General features: G+C 34.8%; 19 protein-coding genes and 1 pseudogene. 11 read left to right on the top strand and 9 right to left on the bottom strand.

Annotated features, from left to right (window positions below; translation table 11 throughout):
- The first annotated feature begins 67 nt into the window (after window positions 1-67).
- From BWI92_RS11245 to BWI92_RS11225, 4 genes are all read left to right on the top strand, one after another.
- On the top strand, window positions 68-1,474 hold the full coding sequence (locus BWI92_RS11245) for a SusD/RagB family nutrient-binding outer membrane lipoprotein (RefSeq protein ID WP_176464396.1): 1,407 nt from the start codon (window positions 68-70) through the stop codon (window positions 1,472-1,474).
- A 24-nt stretch (window positions 1,475-1,498) separates the two neighbouring features.
- The gene (locus BWI92_RS11240) at window positions 1,499-2,350 is read left to right on the top strand and encodes a BT_3044 domain-containing protein (protein WP_095163284.1); all 852 of its coding nucleotides are present in this window, start codon (window positions 1,499-1,501) and stop codon (window positions 2,348-2,350) included.
- A gap of 560 nt (window positions 2,351-2,910) precedes the next feature.
- Complete coding sequence (locus BWI92_RS11230; RefSeq protein WP_141234755.1) at window positions 2,911-3,525, top strand: hypothetical protein; 615 nt, start codon at window positions 2,911-2,913, stop codon at window positions 3,523-3,525.
- Window positions 3,526-4,059: 534 nt separating this feature from the next.
- Entirely contained in the window at window positions 4,060-4,452 is a 393-nt protein-coding gene (locus tag BWI92_RS11225; RefSeq protein WP_095163277.1) for a hypothetical protein, read from the top strand.
- 146 nt (window positions 4,453-4,598) lie between these two features.
- Here the strand turns inward: BWI92_RS11225 and BWI92_RS11220 are convergent, their stop codons facing one another.
- The gene (locus tag BWI92_RS11220; RefSeq protein WP_141234754.1) at window positions 4,599-4,823 is read right to left on the bottom strand and encodes a hypothetical protein; all 225 of its coding nucleotides are present in this window, start codon (window positions 4,821-4,823) and stop codon (window positions 4,599-4,601) included.
- Window positions 4,824-5,000: 177 nt separating this feature from the next.
- Between BWI92_RS11220 and BWI92_RS11215 the strand changes: the two genes are divergently transcribed.
- Entirely contained in the window at window positions 5,001-5,627 is a 627-nt protein-coding gene (locus tag BWI92_RS11215) for a hypothetical protein (protein ID WP_141234753.1), read from the top strand.
- Complete coding sequence (locus BWI92_RS11210; protein ID WP_095163269.1) at window positions 5,624-6,880, top strand: sensor histidine kinase; 1,257 nt, start codon at window positions 5,624-5,626, stop codon at window positions 6,878-6,880. The genes BWI92_RS11215 and BWI92_RS11210 overlap by 4 nt, the downstream gene beginning before the upstream one ends.
- 26 nt (window positions 6,881-6,906) lie before the next feature.
- Here the strand turns inward: BWI92_RS11210 and BWI92_RS11205 are convergent, their stop codons facing one another.
- The 7 genes from BWI92_RS11205 to BWI92_RS11175 form a co-directional block, all read right to left on the bottom strand.
- Window positions 6,907-8,343, bottom strand: coding sequence for a T3SS effector HopA1 family protein (locus tag BWI92_RS11205; protein ID WP_141234752.1), 1,437 nt, complete (start codon window positions 8,341-8,343; stop codon window positions 6,907-6,909).
- Between the two features lie 43 nt (window positions 8,344-8,386).
- Complete coding sequence (locus BWI92_RS11200) at window positions 8,387-8,788, bottom strand: hypothetical protein (RefSeq protein WP_095163265.1); 402 nt, start codon at window positions 8,786-8,788, stop codon at window positions 8,387-8,389.
- Window positions 8,772-9,854, bottom strand: a complete 1,083-nt coding sequence (locus BWI92_RS11195; protein WP_095163263.1) for an aminoglycoside phosphotransferase family protein — start codon at window positions 9,852-9,854, stop codon at window positions 8,772-8,774. The genes BWI92_RS11200 and BWI92_RS11195 overlap by 17 nt, the downstream gene beginning before the upstream one ends.
- Before the next feature lie 5 nt (window positions 9,855-9,859).
- Window positions 9,860-10,336, bottom strand: coding sequence for a hypothetical protein (locus BWI92_RS11190; protein ID WP_141234751.1), 477 nt, complete (start codon window positions 10,334-10,336; stop codon window positions 9,860-9,862).
- Window positions 10,337-10,375: 39 nt separating this feature from the next.
- Window positions 10,376-11,032 carry a response regulator transcription factor gene (locus tag BWI92_RS11185; protein ID WP_095163260.1) on the bottom strand — a complete coding sequence of 219 codons (657 nt, stop codon included), beginning with the start codon at window positions 11,030-11,032 and terminating at the stop codon, window positions 10,376-10,378.
- Window positions 11,033-11,462: 430 nt separating this feature from the next.
- Window positions 11,463-12,140, bottom strand: coding sequence for a hypothetical protein (locus tag BWI92_RS11180; protein WP_095163258.1), 678 nt, complete (start codon window positions 12,138-12,140; stop codon window positions 11,463-11,465).
- Window positions 12,137-12,520 carry a hypothetical protein gene (locus tag BWI92_RS11175; protein ID WP_095163256.1) on the bottom strand — a complete coding sequence of 128 codons (384 nt, stop codon included), beginning with the start codon at window positions 12,518-12,520 and terminating at the stop codon, window positions 12,137-12,139. The genes BWI92_RS11180 and BWI92_RS11175 overlap by 4 nt, the downstream gene beginning before the upstream one ends.
- Before the next feature lie 259 nt (window positions 12,521-12,779).
- On the opposite strand from BWI92_RS11175, the pseudogene BWI92_RS28835 reads away from it, so the two are divergent.
- The 5 genes and pseudogenes from BWI92_RS28835 to BWI92_RS11150 all read left to right on the top strand — a co-directional run bounded on the left by BWI92_RS28835 (window position 12,780) and on the right by BWI92_RS11150 (window position 18,112).
- Window positions 12,780-14,088, top strand: a pseudogene (locus BWI92_RS28835) (sugar porter family MFS transporter).
- A gap of 27 nt (window positions 14,089-14,115) precedes the next feature.
- Complete coding sequence (locus BWI92_RS11165; RefSeq protein WP_095163254.1) at window positions 14,116-14,520, top strand: VOC family protein; 405 nt, start codon at window positions 14,116-14,118, stop codon at window positions 14,518-14,520.
- Window positions 14,521-14,571: 51 nt separating this feature from the next.
- On the top strand, window positions 14,572-15,492 hold the full coding sequence (locus BWI92_RS11160; protein WP_095163252.1) for a carbohydrate kinase: 921 nt from the start codon (window positions 14,572-14,574) through the stop codon (window positions 15,490-15,492).
- Between the two features lie 448 nt (window positions 15,493-15,940).
- The gene (locus BWI92_RS11155) at window positions 15,941-16,645 is read left to right on the top strand and encodes a hypothetical protein (protein WP_141234750.1); all 705 of its coding nucleotides are present in this window, start codon (window positions 15,941-15,943) and stop codon (window positions 16,643-16,645) included.
- 111 nt (window positions 16,646-16,756) lie between these two features.
- Window positions 16,757-18,112 carry an MATE family efflux transporter gene (locus BWI92_RS11150; protein ID WP_176464395.1) on the top strand — a complete coding sequence of 452 codons (1,356 nt, stop codon included), beginning with the start codon at window positions 16,757-16,759 and terminating at the stop codon, window positions 18,110-18,112.
- Window positions 18,113-18,407: 295 nt separating this feature from the next.
- Here the strand turns inward: BWI92_RS11150 and BWI92_RS11145 are convergent, their stop codons facing one another.
- Window positions 18,408-18,932 carry a YfiT family bacillithiol transferase gene (locus tag BWI92_RS11145; RefSeq protein ID WP_095163245.1) on the bottom strand — a complete coding sequence of 175 codons (525 nt, stop codon included), beginning with the start codon at window positions 18,930-18,932 and terminating at the stop codon, window positions 18,408-18,410.
- Between the last annotated feature and the right edge of the window lie 191 nt (window positions 18,933-19,123).

Genomic DNA, 19,123 nt, shown 5'->3' with positions numbered 1-19,123 from the left:
ACGATTTTAATTGAAGAGTAAGATGATAAGTAAAAATATACTAAAAACGCTGGGTTTTGCATCAGTTATGCTTTTCACAGCAAGTTGTTCGGATTTTGGAACAATGAACGACAACCCAAATGCAATCCTAACCCCTGTAACCTCTGCTTTGCTTACAAATGCCTTGTTGGATTTTGATAGTCCTGCAAACAACGGGTCAATCAGAAATGGATTGTATTGCCAATATTTTGCTGAAACTCAATATACAGAAACATCACTTTATGCTATTCCTCAAATTGGATGGGATGGCAACTATGCTGGTTCGTTGTATGACTTACAAAATATCATCAATAACAACACAGACCCAGCGACTAAGGCTTATGCTGCCTTAAATGGTTCAAACAATAACCAAATCGCCTTGGCTCGTATTGTAAAAGCATACCGCTTTTTGATGTTGACTGACCAATGGGGTGATATGCCTTATTCGGAAGCTTTACAGCTTAAAACACAACCAAAATACGATACCCAACAAGAAATCTACACAGGTTTGTTTAAAGAGTTGAAAGAAGCTGTGGTTCAATTTGATGGCGGAGATGCACCTGTAGGTGATATTGTTCATAGCGGTAATTTAACTCGTTGGAAAAAATTTGCTAACTCGTTGCGTTTAATCATGGCGCTTCGTTTGTCAAAAGTTGATCCAACTACTGGTAAAGCGCAATTCTTGGATGCTCTAGCTGCTAATGGTGGTGTGATTGATGCAAATGAGGACAATACTCAGGTGGCATACCCAGGTGGTACATTCAATAGCCCTTGGTACAACACTTACAACGGACGTAAAGATTACGGTATCAGTGATGTAATCGTAAATATGCTTTATGCTACTTCTGACGCTCGTGTAAACGCTTATGGCGAACCAAATGCAAGTGGTACTGTGGTTCCAATGCCTTATGGTTTGACTCGTGACGATGCTGTGAACTATACAAACACTCACGCTGACTGGTCTAGAATCTTGAGTCCTACCTACAGAGAAGGTAGTGCAACTTCATTTGTATTGACTGCTGCAAGTGTGTATTTGGCAAGAGCTGAAGCTGCTGCTTTGGGCTGGACCACTGAAAGTGCATCAACTATGTACAGCAAAGGTCTTGAAATGTCTTGGAAACAATGGGGCGTATTTGATCAAGCGAAGTTTAATACTTTCATGGAGAATGCAGGTGTTCAATTAGGCACAACAAGTACTGACATACTTACAAAAATTCGTACTCAACGTTATATTTCATTCTTCCCAGATGGTGCGAACGGTTGGTCAGAATGGCGTAGAACAGGGGTTCCTGCTCTTGTTCCAACACCAAAAGCTACAAACTCAAGTAAGCAAATTCCTCGTCGTTTCGTGTATGGTTCAAATGAGCCAAACCTAAACAAAACAAATTATCAAGCAGCCGTATCAAGACTAACAGGTGGCGATACACAAGATGCTAAAATTTGGTGGGACAAATAGACGAACATTTTAATTCTAGAAGCAATGAAAAAATATATCAATATAATTAATTTTTTGATGTTAAGTTCTCTTTTATCGATGACAAGTTGTATCGAAGAAGGTAAGGATTTAATAGAAGGGAAAGGTTCAAATTTTGTAAGACTTCCTGCTGCTAATACCCGACTTAATACAGTTGGTTTAGAACTCTCTGCGGGCGATAAAACTGCAGAAATGGTTGAAATTATCCGAGATGTGAATTCAAATGCCGAGTTACAAAGCTCTGTAACAGTCAAAATCAAAGTGGATAATTCTCCTGTAGAGGCCTATAATATTTATGCAGAAACCAACAAATTGGCTAAATTAGAAGTTTTACCTACTTCGTTTTATAAACTATCTTCAACTGAGGTAACTTTTGCTCCGGGTGAATTCAGTAAAATGATTTCAATTACTATTGACCCAACTAAGGTTGCTGGAGTTGACTATGCAGTAGGTATTACGGTTGATAACGCAGGTGCTTATAAAATCCGCTCAGGATTGGGTTCAGCCTTGTTCAAAATCATCGCTAAAAACCAATGGGATGGTCGTTACAAAGCTGCTGGGGTATTCTCACACCCAACTGCTGGTGACCGTGCGATCGACCGTGTAAAAGACTTGGTAAGTGTGAATGCTAACACAGTAATTGCTGAATTAGGTGACCTAGGTGGTTCTGGATATTACATGTTGTTGACCATCAACCCTGATAATTCAGTAACTGTTAAACCATCGGGAGCAACTCCAAACGTAGACCAGAGTTATTCTAAAAACTACTATGACCCAGCTACGAAGAGATTCTATTTGCATTACTCTTATAACGTAGCAGCTCCTCGTATTGTGAAGGAAACATTGACTAGACAATAAAGAATTTTATTAATAATTATTGGTTAAATTGTAATCGGTACTGAATATTTCGGTACCGATTTTTTTTGAAACAGGGTATTTATAATTCAAATCTTCAAAGCTTTTATCAAAATGGACAATGATGTAAAATATCAACTTTCGCCATTGTTGGTGTTTGTTCACCAACAACTCATGCGTCAGCAACACAATAAGTATGAAGTACACCATAAATAAGAGGTACAGATAGGGCTATCCCTTTGGTCACAATTGTAGACTGCTATTTATTAGGCTTTTTACCATTGTTGGTGTTTTTCCACCAACAACTAGTAGGTTGGCCTGTTCCTCGTTCATGTCCTAGACTTAGACTTTTTTTGTTTGTAGTTTTAAAACATTATTTATCGAAAGTATAAATCTAAGACATACGCTAGAGCCATTAGCCAAAGAATTGTATTTTAAGCTTTTACTAAAATAAAAATCAATAGAGTCAAAATAGAAAAGAATAAATTTTATATCTTAACAAGGTAATTTCTACATTAATAAACAAGTTACATCTCTAAATTAGTTTTAATATAACCTTTCTTATGAAAACATACCTTTCATTTCTTGCACTATTGTGTATGCTACTTTTTACTTCTACTCATAATTTAGTTGCTCAATGTACGATTCCATTATTAGATATTAAAGACTCAGTTACCATAAAAGCACTGAGAAGGTACGTTGATAAGGCAGACGTAAGTAACTCAAAAGGTACTGGCAAATACATTGATACAAAATCTACGGTTATTTTGCTTCAGGAAGAAATCGTACATCAAGCAGATAGAACTGTGACGAAGCTTTTGAAAGTTAATATGGCCAGAATGAATTATTATAAGTATCGTAAAATGAGCATATTGGGATATTTTTATATTGATGAATTTCTCGTCTTAGTAACTTCCTCTGAATTCGGTTTATTCGCAACCCAAAATTATGACTATGACAACTGTTTGAGTCAAGTACTACAAAATCATTCCCTAAGAGAATATGATGCACCAAAAAGAATTAAGAAAATTTTTCATAATCAAGAGGTCGAACAGATAGAATTGGGCGAACGAACCACTTTTCATGCAGCAACAATAACACTCGACTTTGCTGATAAGAAAAAGAAAGAGCCTTTTCTGATTCAGTTTGAATGGGAAAATGTAAGTGATGGGCGTTAGGCTTGAAGAGTAAAGTATAAGATTTTAGGACTATCAGAAGGATTTCAAACTATTGATGATTTGGGATTTCTGATTTCGGTAATAAAGTAAAAAACGCTGGTGCTGGCTTGGAAGCCAGCACTTAGCATATCCAAGGCTTCCAATCCTGATAGTAAAAGAGTTAAACTTATCTGAAGTAAAGTTTTAAAACTTTAGAAATAGAAAGCACAAGGCTAAAACTTGCGCTAATGGACTAATACCTTGGTGTTGGAACAGTTGTTGGAGTAGTGAATCTAGAAATTAATATTTACGAAGAGTGTTGTGTTAGTGCCACGCTTAGGAACAGCCATGAAAGTTTCGCTCCCGCTGGTACTAGCTTCCAAGTCAGTACCTACCATTTCCAATAATTCCCCAAAACTTCAAAGTATAACTACAAGTCTTTGACTTTCTCTAGGTGGTAATTCTCACTAAAATTGAAAAATCCTACATGCTTCATTTCTAACACCTACAATTAAAGTATATTTGTGTTTTTTACACAAAAACAGCTTATGCTCTATGAAAAACCTCCTATGCTTACTATGTCTAGGCTTTATTCTTTCGATAAGTTCTTGCTCAGTTAGCGAGTCAGTCACATTGCCAAAAGTTACATGTTTTAACGATAATTCCTCTGCTATCGAGCAGTTACCTTGGTTAAAAACGGTAGTATCCGAATTTCAAAAGCCTAAAAGTGGACCACTACAAGTAGTACAATACGTATATAATCATAAGGATAGTACAGGTAATTATAAATTAGAATATTATATAGGCGTTTACAATTCATCGATATCCAACCCTGCTTCGTATATTTATACTTGTGATGGCAAAACTCTGGGAAAGGCTTCGATAGACTCTAGTGATTTCTATGCAAAAGCTACAGTTGTGAAGGTATTGTTTGAGGGGAGTTATTAGACTTCAAATCGTTTTTAGGAAATTCTCACTCATAAAAGTGTACTTTTACAACACAGGCTCTATACCTCAAGAGCCTGTGTGTAACTCATTATTGAAATACATCTGCACATACAAATTACTTATTATCAAGTATTCTAATATGCTTGCTATTTCCCCATATTTACAGAACTATTAATTTGCCATCCAGCAACAATCCAGTTTTGTGGATCGATCAACACACTCGGATTTTGTAGCATCGATTGAAGAAAAGTTAATTCATCAAGAGATAGCTCAGAAAAGATGTGTTCTTTACCTGTATCATCTAAGATGGTTAGGTACCCCACTTTATTGATAACGTCCCAACCGATGGTGTATGTTTTGATTGTTTGCATTGGTGTAAAGGTGAATATTTTTTTTGCAGAACCCAATACCATGTATTAGGTATTTTGATTCAGAAGTAAACTTTTGACAATATTATAAGGCTCCTGTTTAGCACTAATTTGTTTGCTATGTTATATAAGAAAATATCAATGTTTTTTTTCATTTGGATAATTGCGACCGTTGCAACAATGTCTAATAATGAATTAGATAGTCTAAGTAAGAAGCTAAAGGAATTACCTGCGACAGGGAAAAATTTAGATACAGATACATTAAGAGCTTCATTACTTTGTAAGATTAGTAGAAGCATAATTGCTACAAATCCAGACAGTTCCTTTAGCTTATTAAACATTGCTGAGCAAATTTGCAAATATAGAGAGTGGCATCAAGGACACACGAATGTTTTATATTCAAGAGGTTTTAACTATATGAGTATAGGGCAATATATGAAAGCCACTGAATATTTATATAAAGGATTAATATTAGCCGAAAAGACTAATAATTTAATAATGGTCGCTAAATGTGGTTCTATGCTAGGAATTAGTTACTCAAAATTAAAATACTTCAAAGAAGCAAAGCATTACCTCGGTATAAGTATAAGTATCTTTCAAAAGATAAACCAACCTTCTCAGTATCTCAATAATCTCAATTATATGGGCATTGTTTTATTAGAGGAAAATAAATATTATGATGCTATTAAATACTTTTCATTGTGTTACGAAAAAAACAAAAATCTAAACTTTCCGGGTCTGAGTTTGTATGCATTGACCAATATCGGTATTTGTCAAAAAAGCTCAATCAATACCAGAATGCCTTGAAAACCTTCTCTAACGTAAAATCACAAGAAGAATCAATAAATGGATATCCTGTTTATGATAGAGTATTTACTTTAGCTAGTCTAGCTGATATTTACCTGAATTTAAAACAGTTTTCTACAGCTCAAAGTCATTTGAATGAAGCTATCCTATTAAATGAAAAAGGGGGCACAAATCATTCGTCCTCCTATCTTTATGAAATTGCCTACAAGTATTTTAAAGCTACTAAACATTATGATAAGGCTCTCATTTTCTTTGAAAAATATAGAACTCTTGAAGAAAAAATAAAACTACAGAATAATAATAGAGACATTGAAAACTTAAAATATGAATACGAAAATGAAAAAAGCGAATTAAAACTTAAAAATATCAATCAGGAATACAATCAAGAATTACGCTTACGTAAAATTGCTGTTGGAAGTATAATTATATTGCTTCTTAGTGGTTGTATCCTAGGTTGGAATCATATTCAGTTGAAGCGCAAGAATCTATTTATTCAACAACAAAGACAAGAAATTGTCAATATCAATAAAGATTTAGAGGAACTAAATTATAATTTAGAAAAAATTGTTGAGAATAGAACACATGATTTGAAACAGGCTAATTTTGAATTAATCAAGAAAAATGATGAAATATTACTTGCTTTAGTTGAAGGTCAAACATTAGAAAGAAAAAGAGTAGCAGTTGAACTCCACGATAATCTTGGAGCTATGATTTCGGCAATGCGATGGAGGCTTCAAATTTTAAATAGAGATAGATTTACGGAGAAAGAACAAAAGGTATATGATGGAATTTTAGACATGATGGGGACTGCCTATTCGGAAATTAGGCTAATTTCTCATAATCTATTGCCCATTGAACTTGAGAATAAAGGATTAAAAGGCGCTTTAGAAAAACTAGTCAATGATATTAATCTTGGAGACAAACTACATCTGTCATTGCATATAGAACAAAAAGATATTCCTGAAGACAAACGATTTCAACTTGAAATTTACAGTATTTGCTTGGAATTAGTAAATAATGTAATCAAACACTCAAAAGCTAACAGGGCATCCATACATATTTATAAAGAAAATGATAAGCTTAAGGTTTCTGTGTCTGACAACGGAGTTGGCTTTGATCATGCAACTCTGTCATCTGGAATTGGATTAAAAAATATCCAGAATAGAGTAAATGCAAACCATGGCACTTTATATATAGCATCAGACACCAATAACATTACATCCATAACATGCTATTTTACAATAGGTTATTAGACTAGATTTCTAGGCATATGATGTAGTTAAGCTGTTTCTGATAAAAATCTTACTTTAGGTGTAACAGAAGGCACAAAAAGAATTAAGAAAAACAATCCAATTCCTGCTTTACCTTCAATCCCTGGACAAAAATTATAATTATTAAAGGTATTTCTCAAAGGCAAATCTACGCTTTCATAACGTTTCATTATTATGTCTGCTAGCTTTAGAGCATCTCTTTCAGCAATATTTCTTAGGTTAGTAATATTACCATCAATAACTACTTGGTTGAGTAACTCATCTTTAGGCATTTTGAATTGCATGCTATTTTTTATTTCATGAAGAATTTCGATAGCAAGTTGACTGGGGGCATTATTCTTTCTCAATGATGAAAGAAGAGAAATCTCCTTTATTAGTGAATTGATTTCAGTATCACTATTTTGTTTTATGATTACTTTTTCTATAATATTGGATGCATCTTCAAATGATATCTCAAACCTTGTAACAAGAGTATTAACACAGTCTTTAATGTACTTATTTCTTATTTCTTTGAGTACTAAATGATTCAATAGGTTATCAAAATCTTCATTTGAAAAAATATCACCATCAATTTCTGTATCATATTTAATGGAAGAGTAAACTCGTTTATAATAGTCCTTATCTTCTACGAATTGTGAAAGCTTCTCCAAGAAATATTTGATCAAACCTAGCTCTTTTTTCCCAACTACCCTATGGAAAGTTCTCTTATAATACTCTTCTCCTTCTTTTGCTTGTTCTTCGAAATAAGTAATCCATGTACAATTATTTGATGAAATCCAGATTGCTTTTTCACAAAGTTCATTTGCATATTTCAGTGCCAATTTTAGAAACAATAACCTTCCTGAATCTCCCCACCATGGAAGATAAGTTATTTGCTCCCTACTTTCCTTAAATGTTGGAACTTCATAATTGAAAAATGTACCAGGATTTCTAAATGGTTCTTCTACGTTAAATAAGGATTCATTTTGTGCAATTTCTGCAATCTTAATGACAGCAGTCTCAATATCATAGCTATTTATTTCAAGCAGAGATTTGACAGAATCTTGTTCTAATATTCTTACAATACGGTCACAACATTCTCTCCCAAAACTTGTTTCTTCTTTGTTATGTCCAATATTGATAATAGGATCTTCTGCGATTGCAATTCCTCGGAATAATTTCTTTGTAAACAGAGGAGTGCTACTTCTTAAAAGGTTAGCTTCAGTGTCACCAAATATTACAGATACTTCATGTAAAAATGGCAGAACTAAAGGATAGTTACTTTGTGAAATGTAAAGAACAGCAGAATCACTATAAATGTAATCCTTCTGATTTAGCAAATACTTCATTGTGTAAGGAATTCCTTTACTATCTAATTTTTCTGAGATAAACCTAACCCATTCTCTTATGCCACGAGTAAAACACTTTAAATGGAAGTATATCCTTAATGTAGGCTTTCCAACCATATAGATATAATTGTCGCCAGCAATAGCGACAGTTAATTTCTCGCTATTTTTTGAAGTTACGGAAAATATTTTTAGGAGTACTCAAGTACACATAATCTCTGACATTACCATCTATTTGCAATTTACCTCCACGAATGTAACTGCCATCTTTAATTATAAATTCGTGGCTATTTTTTTCAACAAGTTGACCGTCTTTTTCTTCAGTCTCTTTTTTGATAAACCAAAATTTACTCTCGTTATTTATTTGATTTTCGATGGTGAATGATTCAATATCTTCATTTTTCAACCACCCATTTTTATATTTTGGATAAATGTGATAATTATGATAAAGCATATCTTCCAGACGAGATAAGTTTGGAAGCTTTGGACTCACCCATCTTGATTTTTGTCTATCAAAAGTTACATTTGCCAATAAAAGGCGAAGATCTTCAACAAATTGGCTCATTTTTTGGAAGAAAACAGTTTAGTGTTTGAGATACTTTACTGAAATAACTTTCAGATTGAACTATTACTTTTAAATAATAAATCATCCAATATACTTCAATTTTTGCTAGGTGTATAGTTAACTCTTTCTCCCCAAAATACCCTATCAGAAATTGGTAAATCATATTTATGGCCTGCGTATATTTAGGTGACGAAGTATTAACATCAGCGTTTACAATCAAAGATGAGTCTATATAAATGGTATCAAGTATTGAATTTAAACAGCAAACTACATCCCAAATTCTATCTCCCCAACCGCACATTTCCCAATCAAGAAATATGACTTTGTCTTCCCAATAAATCATATTTCGGGTAGCTAAATCAAAATGTATAAAATCATCGTTATTCCATAATTTAGAGAATTCGAGAATCAAATTTTTAAGTGTAGGATTATTAAAGTTTGAGAACTCTACTAATGAATAATCTAAGGAATTTTTATTGTTAATAGAATCAAAAAAATGATCGTCTGAAATCAGTTTTGAAATAGTTACCCTAGGTATATTATTCGGAAATCTGTAATTAAATTCATGACGTGTAACATGAGAGCTTAATGTCTCATGAATTAGGCTTAAAGTTTTTCCAATCGAAAATGCTATATTTTCACGATAGCCAATAGGAGCATTGGACTTTTCCTTTCTACTAAATGCTTGATACAAATTTTCGATAGGATAATACTTAGTTACAATGACATTAAACTCACTAAAGAAACTTACCATCTGAGGTAAAAAGCGTTTAATTTCTTCTAGACTTTCAAAAACTGTATAAATCTTCGCTTCATTGACTATAGTTAAATTCAGATCAAGTTTTTTGGGTTGCTTTAGAAAAAAACTTTCGCTCTTACCCGATAGAACTCTTAAGTAATTTCTTGGGGATTCTATTGGATTTGTATAGCACTGCATATCATTAGAATGGTACATTTCGAGAAGTTTGGCATAAAATAAACCTTTATTATCATTTACTTGATTCGAAATGCACCATAACAAAAATTCTAAAGTGCGGTACTCCGTTTGAAGAACACTTTGTTTCATAGAGCTTATGGTAAATCAATAGTTACATCACCATTATGAGGAGGTAAAGATACCGTTGCATTATATACTCTGAATTGATTTTCAAAATCAATATTATCTAATTTCAATTTCCCATTTGAAAATACTGATAGCAATGAGTATCTGTTATAATCTACCATTTCATTATTTTTAAAACAAATAATATAGATAAATGGATCTCCCTCAACTTCAAGGTTGTATTCTTTCAAACTCTGAACTTTACCTCCTTCACGAACAAATTGAATTTCACGCCCTGTCGCTTGCATTTTCAATATTTCATCATTTTGTATATGCAGCGATACATACTTGTCAAAAGCATCTTCGATTTTATTAATATTAGTAAGCGTTTCATCAAATACATGCACTAACGTTCTGTAACGAGTATTTGGCTCTTGCTTTGAAATTAAAAATTTCTCTGCATAGGAATTTGAAGGGTTCAAAAGAACTCTTAATGAAGTCATCATGTTTGAAACAGGTTAAAAGTGATAGTTTAGATTATTTTTTTAAGGTTCGACAAGACCATGTTTGATGGCCCATTGCATTAAGCCAATACTTGTGTTGACTCCTATTTTTTTCATGAGATTTCTACGGTGAGTATGTACCGTGTTAAGGGCAACAAAAAGCGTTTCACTTATCTCTACACTTGATTTGTTTTGTAAAACCAGCCTCACAATCTCTAATTCTCGTGGGGTTAGAGGCACTTCATCGCTCAATGTTAAATGTCCACTTGGATTTTCGGGATTTGGTATTTCTGCTAGTTTTTTTTCAATTTTTTCACTGAAATACTTTTGTCCATTTGATACCGCATATATAGCTTTGAGGAGTTCAGGTCTTTCTGCACTTTTCATAATATACGCATGTATTCCAGCCTGAAGTCCTTCTCTAATATCTGATGCTTCTTCGCTCATAGTTAACAGAATTACCTTCACCTTAGGATATTTTTCCCGTAAACGCATCGTCATGCTAATTCCATTTAGTAAGGGCATTTGTAAATCGGCGATAATGATGTCTGGCTGTGTACTTTCGACAAAGTTAAGAGCCTGCCAACCATTGTTTACTGTTCCAATTACCTCTAGATCCTCTTGTAAATCGAGGAGCATTCCTAGACTTTCGGCTACTAAAGGATGATCGTCAGCAATTAATATTTTGATTGATGGCATGATGAAAGTGTGGCTTAAAAGTTCTTTACAGAGCACCAAACAAGAAACTATCAATTAGACCTTTGATAAGATAACCCTCTGATGCACAGATTTATTGCTAATGAATCTGTTAATAAAATGTTAAAGTGATTAAAGTCTCAAAAAATAATCAGTAGCAAGAATATTTTAGTTGAATCATTCAAAATTCAAATTTTATGGAGTATATTCCTATACCTAATAGTAAGTAAATTTAGGGGAGTTAATAGACGAATGGAATCAATCTTAAAATGACATTATCCAAACTAGTCTACAGGATAAACCCTGAAGACTAAAGTTTAGAAGTGCCAATGAAATAATTGAAACATTTTACAATTATCTATAGTGCGAAATATAATCTAGAGATTTCTTACATACAAGTAAATCTCAGTCTTTTGCTTAGTGAATATCCTTTTTATTGGATAAGAACCACTTGCTGACAATACAACTCTCGAAGATTAGATTTATTTACTTTGAATACCATCACAAAAGGTGAATTGTCTACTGATAGGTTTTGTTCTACGTCGTATTTGTCGGCAATGGCTTTCCAATTTTGACAAAGATAGCTAGTCATGGAACGAGTAGATTTGTTTTCTATACCTGAAATAAAATAGGCAGTAATTACCCGATTATTAGGTAGTTGCATGGGGACTTTTGCCAAAAATCCTACATCAAACCCTGCATTACTTTCATAATAATCGCTCCAGAGTGATTGTTCTAAAATCTGATTATAATAGCGTACTCTAAATCGAGTATTATTTTCATCAAACTCGATATAAGCACCCAATTCTTGCTGTAAGGCCCATTTAACAAAATAATTAGAATAAAAACCTATCGCAAATACACAATCTACTTTATCCCAAGGAGCATCGGCTTCTTTCAAAAAATATTGCCCGTGATCTAGTTTTACCAAGTCTTGATCATAATGTCTTTTGGGCAAAATGTAATTACTTTCGTGAAAAAGATCTATGATTTCAAGCAAACATTCGGTATCTCGCGAATCTACGGTTTGCTCATCACTCCTTGGAGATTTCCCTTCAAATAACCCACTCGGATTTTGCTGGTCTTTGGCATCAAATATCGCCTGAATCATCCAAATTTTACTCTCTTTTTGATACCAAAAAAGTCCAGCAAATTCATCGAAAACTGGTCGAGATAGGCTTGTGGGGTTTCATATCCAAGAAATTTTACAAACATGACCAAATAGTCTTCTTGAAAATTGACTACCTTTTTGGTTTGCACCTCATTCATTTTTCGCCAGAGGTACATATTGTTAAAGGTTGCCGAAAAGCTCAATCCAGTATTTTCTTCCAGAACTAATTGAAAATAGGTTTTCTCTAGTTTCGGTTCAGTCATTTTCCAAATGTGTGTTTCAGACCCTCGAAACGTTTTCCCCCTTTTGGTAAGCTCTTGTTGAAGTTTAGTTTTTACTTCTGAATATAATTTTTCGCAAACGTTTTTCTCTATGTTCATCTTTTCCAGACTGTTCCAAATTGTTCCGATTTGTTACAAAAATAGTACAATATCTTCAAAACATTCTTACTAAAAATAGAATAAAACAAATAATTAATTAAACAATAGCCTTTATATTTTTGCATTCATTCTTTGATAAATACCAAAACAACTATCAAGAATTGGCTTTGAACTTTGGGCAAAAAGCAGATAGGGTTTAACAGTGATTCCGATAAATGTTTTACTATTAAGGATACTTCAATCTCTAAAAAAATAATCGATGAACAATAAACTGATACTTTGGTCTATTACTGTGGGTTTGGGAGGCTTCCTATTTGGTCTAGATACTGCTGTAATTTCGGGAGCGGAACTCGAAATCCAAAAACTGTGGAATCTCGATAGTTGGACACACGGTTTGGCAGTTGCCATTGCCTTATATGGTACTGTAATTGGCGCTGCATTCGGTGGTATTCCTGCCGATAAGTATGGACGTAAAAACACACTTTTGTGGATTGGTATTCTGTTTTTCCTATCGTCCGTTGGGGCAGCGATTGCTTCGGGAGTGAATATGTTTATGGTCTTTAGGTTTATTGGAGGTTTGAGTATCGGGGCGTCTTCGGTGGTTGCGCCTGTATATATTTCCGAAATTGCTCCGCCAAAATATCGTGGTCGTATGGTGATTTCGTTCCAAGCTAATATTGTTTTTGGTATTCTTATCGCCTATGTTTCTAACTATCTTCTTCAAGGCGGTGCAGATTCGTGGCGCTGGATGTTGGGTGTTGTGGCTTTTCCATCATTGCTATTTTCAGTTTTGATGTTATTTACCCCAGAAACACCAAGATGGCTATTGCTCTACAAGGGTGACGAAGCCAAAGCAAGAGAAGTGTTAGCCATTACGGAAGAAAACGTCTCGGGAGCAGTCGATGAAATCATGGTGTCAGCCAAACAAGAAGCATCGAGTAGTACGGATAAACTTTTTCGAAAAATACTTCTTCCCACTCCTATTGGCCTTTTTATTCTCTTTCTTCAATCAGGCTTCGGGAATCAATGCGGTGATTTATTATGCGCCTCGCATTTTCGAAATGACAGGTTTGGGTAAAGAAGGTGCATTGCTTTCAACATCGGGCATTGGAGTTTTCAACTTGATTTTTACGATTATTGGTTGGTATTTGATTGATCGTTATGGTCGTAGAGTATTGATGTACATTGGCTCGATTGGTTACATTATTTCTTTGGCATTGATTGCCATGGCTTTTTATAACGAATCATATGCCTACGTTCCTTACTATGTGTTTGCTTTTATTGGGGCACACGCTATAGGTCAAGGTTCAGTGATTTGGGTATTTATTTCTGAAATTTTCCCTAATTCGGTTCGTGCTTCGGGTATGGCATTTGGTTCACTGACACATTGGGTATTTGCAGCCTTGATTGCCAATTTCTTTCCATACTTTGCCGATCATTTAGGCGGTGGTCCCATCTTTGCCTTTTTCAGTGTCATGATGGTGTTCCAATTGATTTATGTCTGGAAAATGATGCCAGAAACCAAAGGTGTTTCGCTCGAAGATTTGCAAAAAAGATTGATCCACTAATTCAAAAATCAGCCACTTAGCTATGTCATTAGTCTTAAAAAAATACAACATATAGGAATTCCAGTCACCAATATTGAAAAATCAGAGGCATTTTATCAAAGCTTAGGTTTTGAAAAAGTTATGGGATCTGCTTTTGAGCATCCAGAGGGGAACGGAAAAGTTGCCATGATGAAAAGTGGTGAAATTATCATCGAAATTTATCAATTTCCAGAAACAGTTTTACCCGAAATTGCTAGCAGAAAAGATGGTCATGTCGACCATATTGCCTTTGATGTGGAAGATATAGACCAGACTTTTGCAACACTCAAGGCAGGTGGATATGAAATTATGGAAGAAGCACCTGTTTTTCTTCCTTTTTGGAAAAATGGCTGTAAATACTTCAATATCAAAGGTCCAGATGGCGAACGATTGGAGTTTAATCAAATTTTATAAGTTCAGCTGACTTTTGGAAAACGAAAAAATAACGAATTAATCATTCAGAAAATGCAACAATATATCTGCTGTTTTGGTGAAGTTTTATGGGATATGCTTCCTAGTGGCAAATTACCTGGAGGAGCTCCCATGAATGTGGCAACGCATTTACAAAACTTGGGAATTCCAGCCAAAATGATTAGCCGTATAGGAAAAGATGAATTAGGGGCAGAAATTAAAGCTTTTCTAGAAAGTAAAAATTGTACCACTGAGTGGATTCAGGAAGACGAAACTTTAACGACAGGATGGGTAAAAGTACAACTTTCTGAAAAGAATGAGGCAACGTATACCATTGTTCACCCCGTGGCATGGGATTTCATTCAGACCAATGAAGCTACTCAACAGCTAGTCAATCAAGCTTCTGCCTTGGTATTTGGCACTTTGGCAAGTCGTGACGATACCTCATATCAAACGCTTTTGAGTATTTTGAAAAATTTACCAAAAGAAACCAAAGTATTGAAGGTATTCGATATAAATCTTCGTCCTCCACACTATTCACAAGGTTTAATTGAGGAGTTTTTACAATATGCGGATATCGTAAAACTCAATGAAGATGAGCTAAAAATCGTTGCAAAATGGTACGAAATAGAAGGAGATGAAGAAAACCAGTTGCGTGAAATTAGTCAAAAGTTTAATCTCAATACCCTGATTGTAACTAAAGGCGGCGACGGAGCTATCTTGTTAAGATTAGAAAGCGATGGTAAAAAATACTTTTACCAACAAGCAGGATACAAAGTAGTAGTAGCAGATACCATAGGAAGTGGAGATTCTTTTTTAGCAGGTTTCTTGAAAAATATTCTAGCAGAAAAATCCTCAGAATATGCGCTGAATTTTGCCTGTGCCATTGGTGCCCTTGTTGCTTCTCACAGCGGTGCTAATCCTGCTATTACTGAGGCTGATATTGAGGAAGTGATGGTAGGCATTAGCGGTTAGTGTAAAAAAACTATCCACTAATGCCTAAACCCTAGTGCCTTAAAAAGATATTCTCTGAGTACAACAAAATATGGAGTTCAACTCCTTTGGGGACTTTAAACAAAGCCGCACAATTTGTCAATGAAGTCCCTACTTTACTGTGTAGCATTAACCATTTGTATAAATTTGATAACGGAAAAGGCAGTCAAAATAGACTGCCCATTTCCAATCAAGCAAAACTTTAACACTATCTATCCCCTTTCAATTATGCCGTAGGAAGCTTCTGTTTCTTACGGCTTTTATTTTTCCTAAAATGATTCTTTTCTACAAATGCTACTCTTACCACATGGTAGTTCAGCACCTTACAGCAGTCAATAAACCAGATACTAAATTAAAACCTTGCAATATATATCAGACAAGCAAAAAGGTTAACTTTACTAAAATTGAACCTTAAATCCAGCTTTCCTTGATGAAAAAACATATATTCCTATCGCTATTCCTTCTTTGCGTAACTTACAGTCTGACATTTTCTCAAAATGGGCTGTTTCATCGCTATACAGACTCTACGTTATTGGTGAGAGATGCCAATGTTGTGAGGCTCAAATATCAAATCAGAATTGCTCAGAAATTAGGCAATATTTTACCAAAAGCTAAAGCTATTTTAAACACAAGTCCCTATTTAGTGTACTGGGATCATGAATTGTCTACCATTAATTTACCTCTCTGGGCACAGGTAATTGAGCCTCAAAAAGCCTTTTTTACAGAACTCAATAAGAGTAAAAGCAAAGGGGAAGAAATGTTTGGGCTTTTCTTCAATGGTTTTTACATCATTCACGAATTGGGTCATGGAACCGATGCGTATTTAACCAAAAAAGCAAATCGTAAATATTTAGATTTCTATGAAGGCGAATACCTTGCCAACCAAATTGCGATTGCTTACTGGCAAGAAGCAGGCTATGAGAAAGAGCTACAAAAATGTTATCAATACGCCTTAAAATTTACCAAACAACTTCCTAATCCAGTACCAAAAGGAGAAGATCCTCTTAAATTTTTTAATACAAATTATGATGAGCTCTCGAAGGATCCATTTAAGTACGGATATTATCAATTCAAACAATTTGTAGAAATTTATGAAAATAGGAAAACTTTGCATCTCGATGATTTGCTAAAATAATACTCCGTTGTGACTATTTGAAGAAAACTCCCTATGACCTCACCAAGTGTGAGGTTATTTTTTTGTAATTTCGCCCTCCGAATTTTATCAACAACAAAACCATCCATTCTCTTGAATACTTTTCTCAATCGTTATAAATCTGATTTTAAAGCTACTTTTAACCTTGCACTACCCATTATTACCGCTCAAGTTGGGGTTATGTTAATGGGCTTTGCAGATACAGTACAAGTAGGTCGCATGGCGCATGGCTCAGTTCAAGCCTTGGCCGCTGCTGCTGATGCAAATGGTATTTTCTTTAATATCGCTATTATTGGCTATATCTGCTTGCAAGTAGTGGCGCCTTTGGTTTCTTCAGCCCAATCTGCCGAAAAACCAGAGGAATGTCACCAATTATTAAGAGCTAGCTTAGCTGTTTCACTAATCATGAGTTGTATTTGTGCCATTTTGATTGTTCTCTTTGGACTTAATATAGAACTCTTGAAACAGCCAATAGAAATCAAGTCAATGACACAAGAATATTTGTGGATTATTACAGCATCCATATTCCCATCTTTCCTTTTTTCAGCATTCAAGAGTTTTACAGATGGACTTTCTCAGACCAAGGTAGCAATGCAGATTACGATTAGCGCATTAATTCTAAATGTAGTCTTGAATCATGTGTTAATCAATGGATGGGGACAAATTCCTGCATTAGGCTTAAATGGTGCAGGATATGCTACATTAATATCCAGAATTTATATGGCTATAGCGATTATTGGATATACCTACAAATCGAGTTTGTTTAAGCCTTATTTAACTGAAGTTTCTGATAAAATTGACTCTGTTAAAACCCTATCTATAAAAATAATGAAGCTGGGTATTCCGAGCGGATTTCAGGGATTTAGTGAGGTTGCGGCTTTTTATGGTGCTGTTGTCATGATGGGATGGATCAGTTTGCCACATAAGGCTGCACACCAAGTGGCTATAGGTTTTGTATCCATGACCTTTATGGCGGCTACGGGCATTGGTGCTGCGGGAGGTATCCGTGTAGGTTCGGGGATGGGCGAAAAAAATAGAAAAGCCATCATCAATGCAGGAACGTCTGCCTTATTGATGGGGCTAATTTTTATGGGGACTTGCAGTGTGATATTCCTGATATTCAATGATTTTTTGGCAAGCTATGTCAAAGACGACCAAGTAGTAGAACTGGCGGCCGAATTAATTATTTGGGGTGGAATATTTCAGTTATTCGATGGAGTACAGGCAGTGAGTGTAGGTATCTTACGAGGTATTGCTGATGTCAATGTGCCAACAGTCATTACCTTTATTGCTTATTGGGTAGTTGGTCTACCAATGTGCTATTTCTTGGGGTTTGTACTTGACCTCAAACATATTGGTATCTGGATTGGACTTACTTCTAGTTTGTTTGTTTCGGCATCATTACTGAGTTGGCGATTTTATGCAAAATCAAACAAACTGTGGCATTAACATATGAGATTTAATGAATGTTGAATGAGTGATTTTTGATTATTAGTTGAGTTTTACTGTTAGAGAAGCAGTGCTTTTTATCTAGAAATCAGCTATCTAGCATACTAGACAAAACGAGTAAAAGACCTTCAAGTGTTTGGACTCCGTCACAGAATTTTATGGAAACAGTTTTAAACTGTTTAAAAAAGTAAGTCCAAGACTAAGTCTTGAACTAGGAACTTCAATTTTGTCCAGTAAACAGGAAATATATAATAAAAAATCACTCATTCTCAATTCACTCAATTAAGAATACCCTTTACTTACCCAACGCCAATTTGATATGCTCTAAATGGTGTTTGGCATGCCAAGCACCCATATCCAAGGCATCAATTAATTTGATATATATTTGACGAATTGGATGATAATATCCTCTCTGAAATTCCTCCTCTGACATTTGCTCAATGAGATACGTCCAACGAGCGTGAGTTCCTTCTATCATTTGTAAAGAAAATGCGATAGGTGCCGTTTTGGCCTCCTCCATCGTTGCCCAAGCATCAATTTTAGCCACCACACCATTAGGGTCGGTCTCAGTCAAGGCATGTTTGAAACGGATATAATGCAACAGGTGCATATCTGCTACATGATTGATTAACTGCTGAATAGTCCAACTTCCTTCACGATATTGTTTTTGTAAATCTTCATGCGACAAATTTTCAGTTAAAGCACGATACTCGGCAGGGATATTCTTTAAAATATTGAGTCTTTCCTGAAACTCTTCTGGTGTGTACTCGCCTTTTGGCGACCATTTTCCAATGGGGAATTGTAATGCTGTAATGTCCATTTTGTCAAAGTTGTTTTGTTCAGAACGACTAAAGAGATGATTTATGATTTTGGATAAAGATGAATAATCGCTCTTTTAAGTAACAAACTGCGTATCAATAACATTTCATATCAACTTCCTTATGACAAAAATTTAATAGAAAACCTGCATTATTTCCAACTAGGGTGCGACTGAAGTCGCACCCTAGTTGG

This window comes from Flectobacillus sp. BAB-3569, from assembly GCF_002270355.1.
Classification (GTDB): Bacteria; Bacteroidota; Bacteroidia; order Cytophagales; family Spirosomataceae; genus Flectobacillus; species Flectobacillus roseus.
The sequence above is the reverse complement of the archived record's forward strand: the minus strand, read 5'-3'. Positions and strand labels throughout refer to the sequence as shown.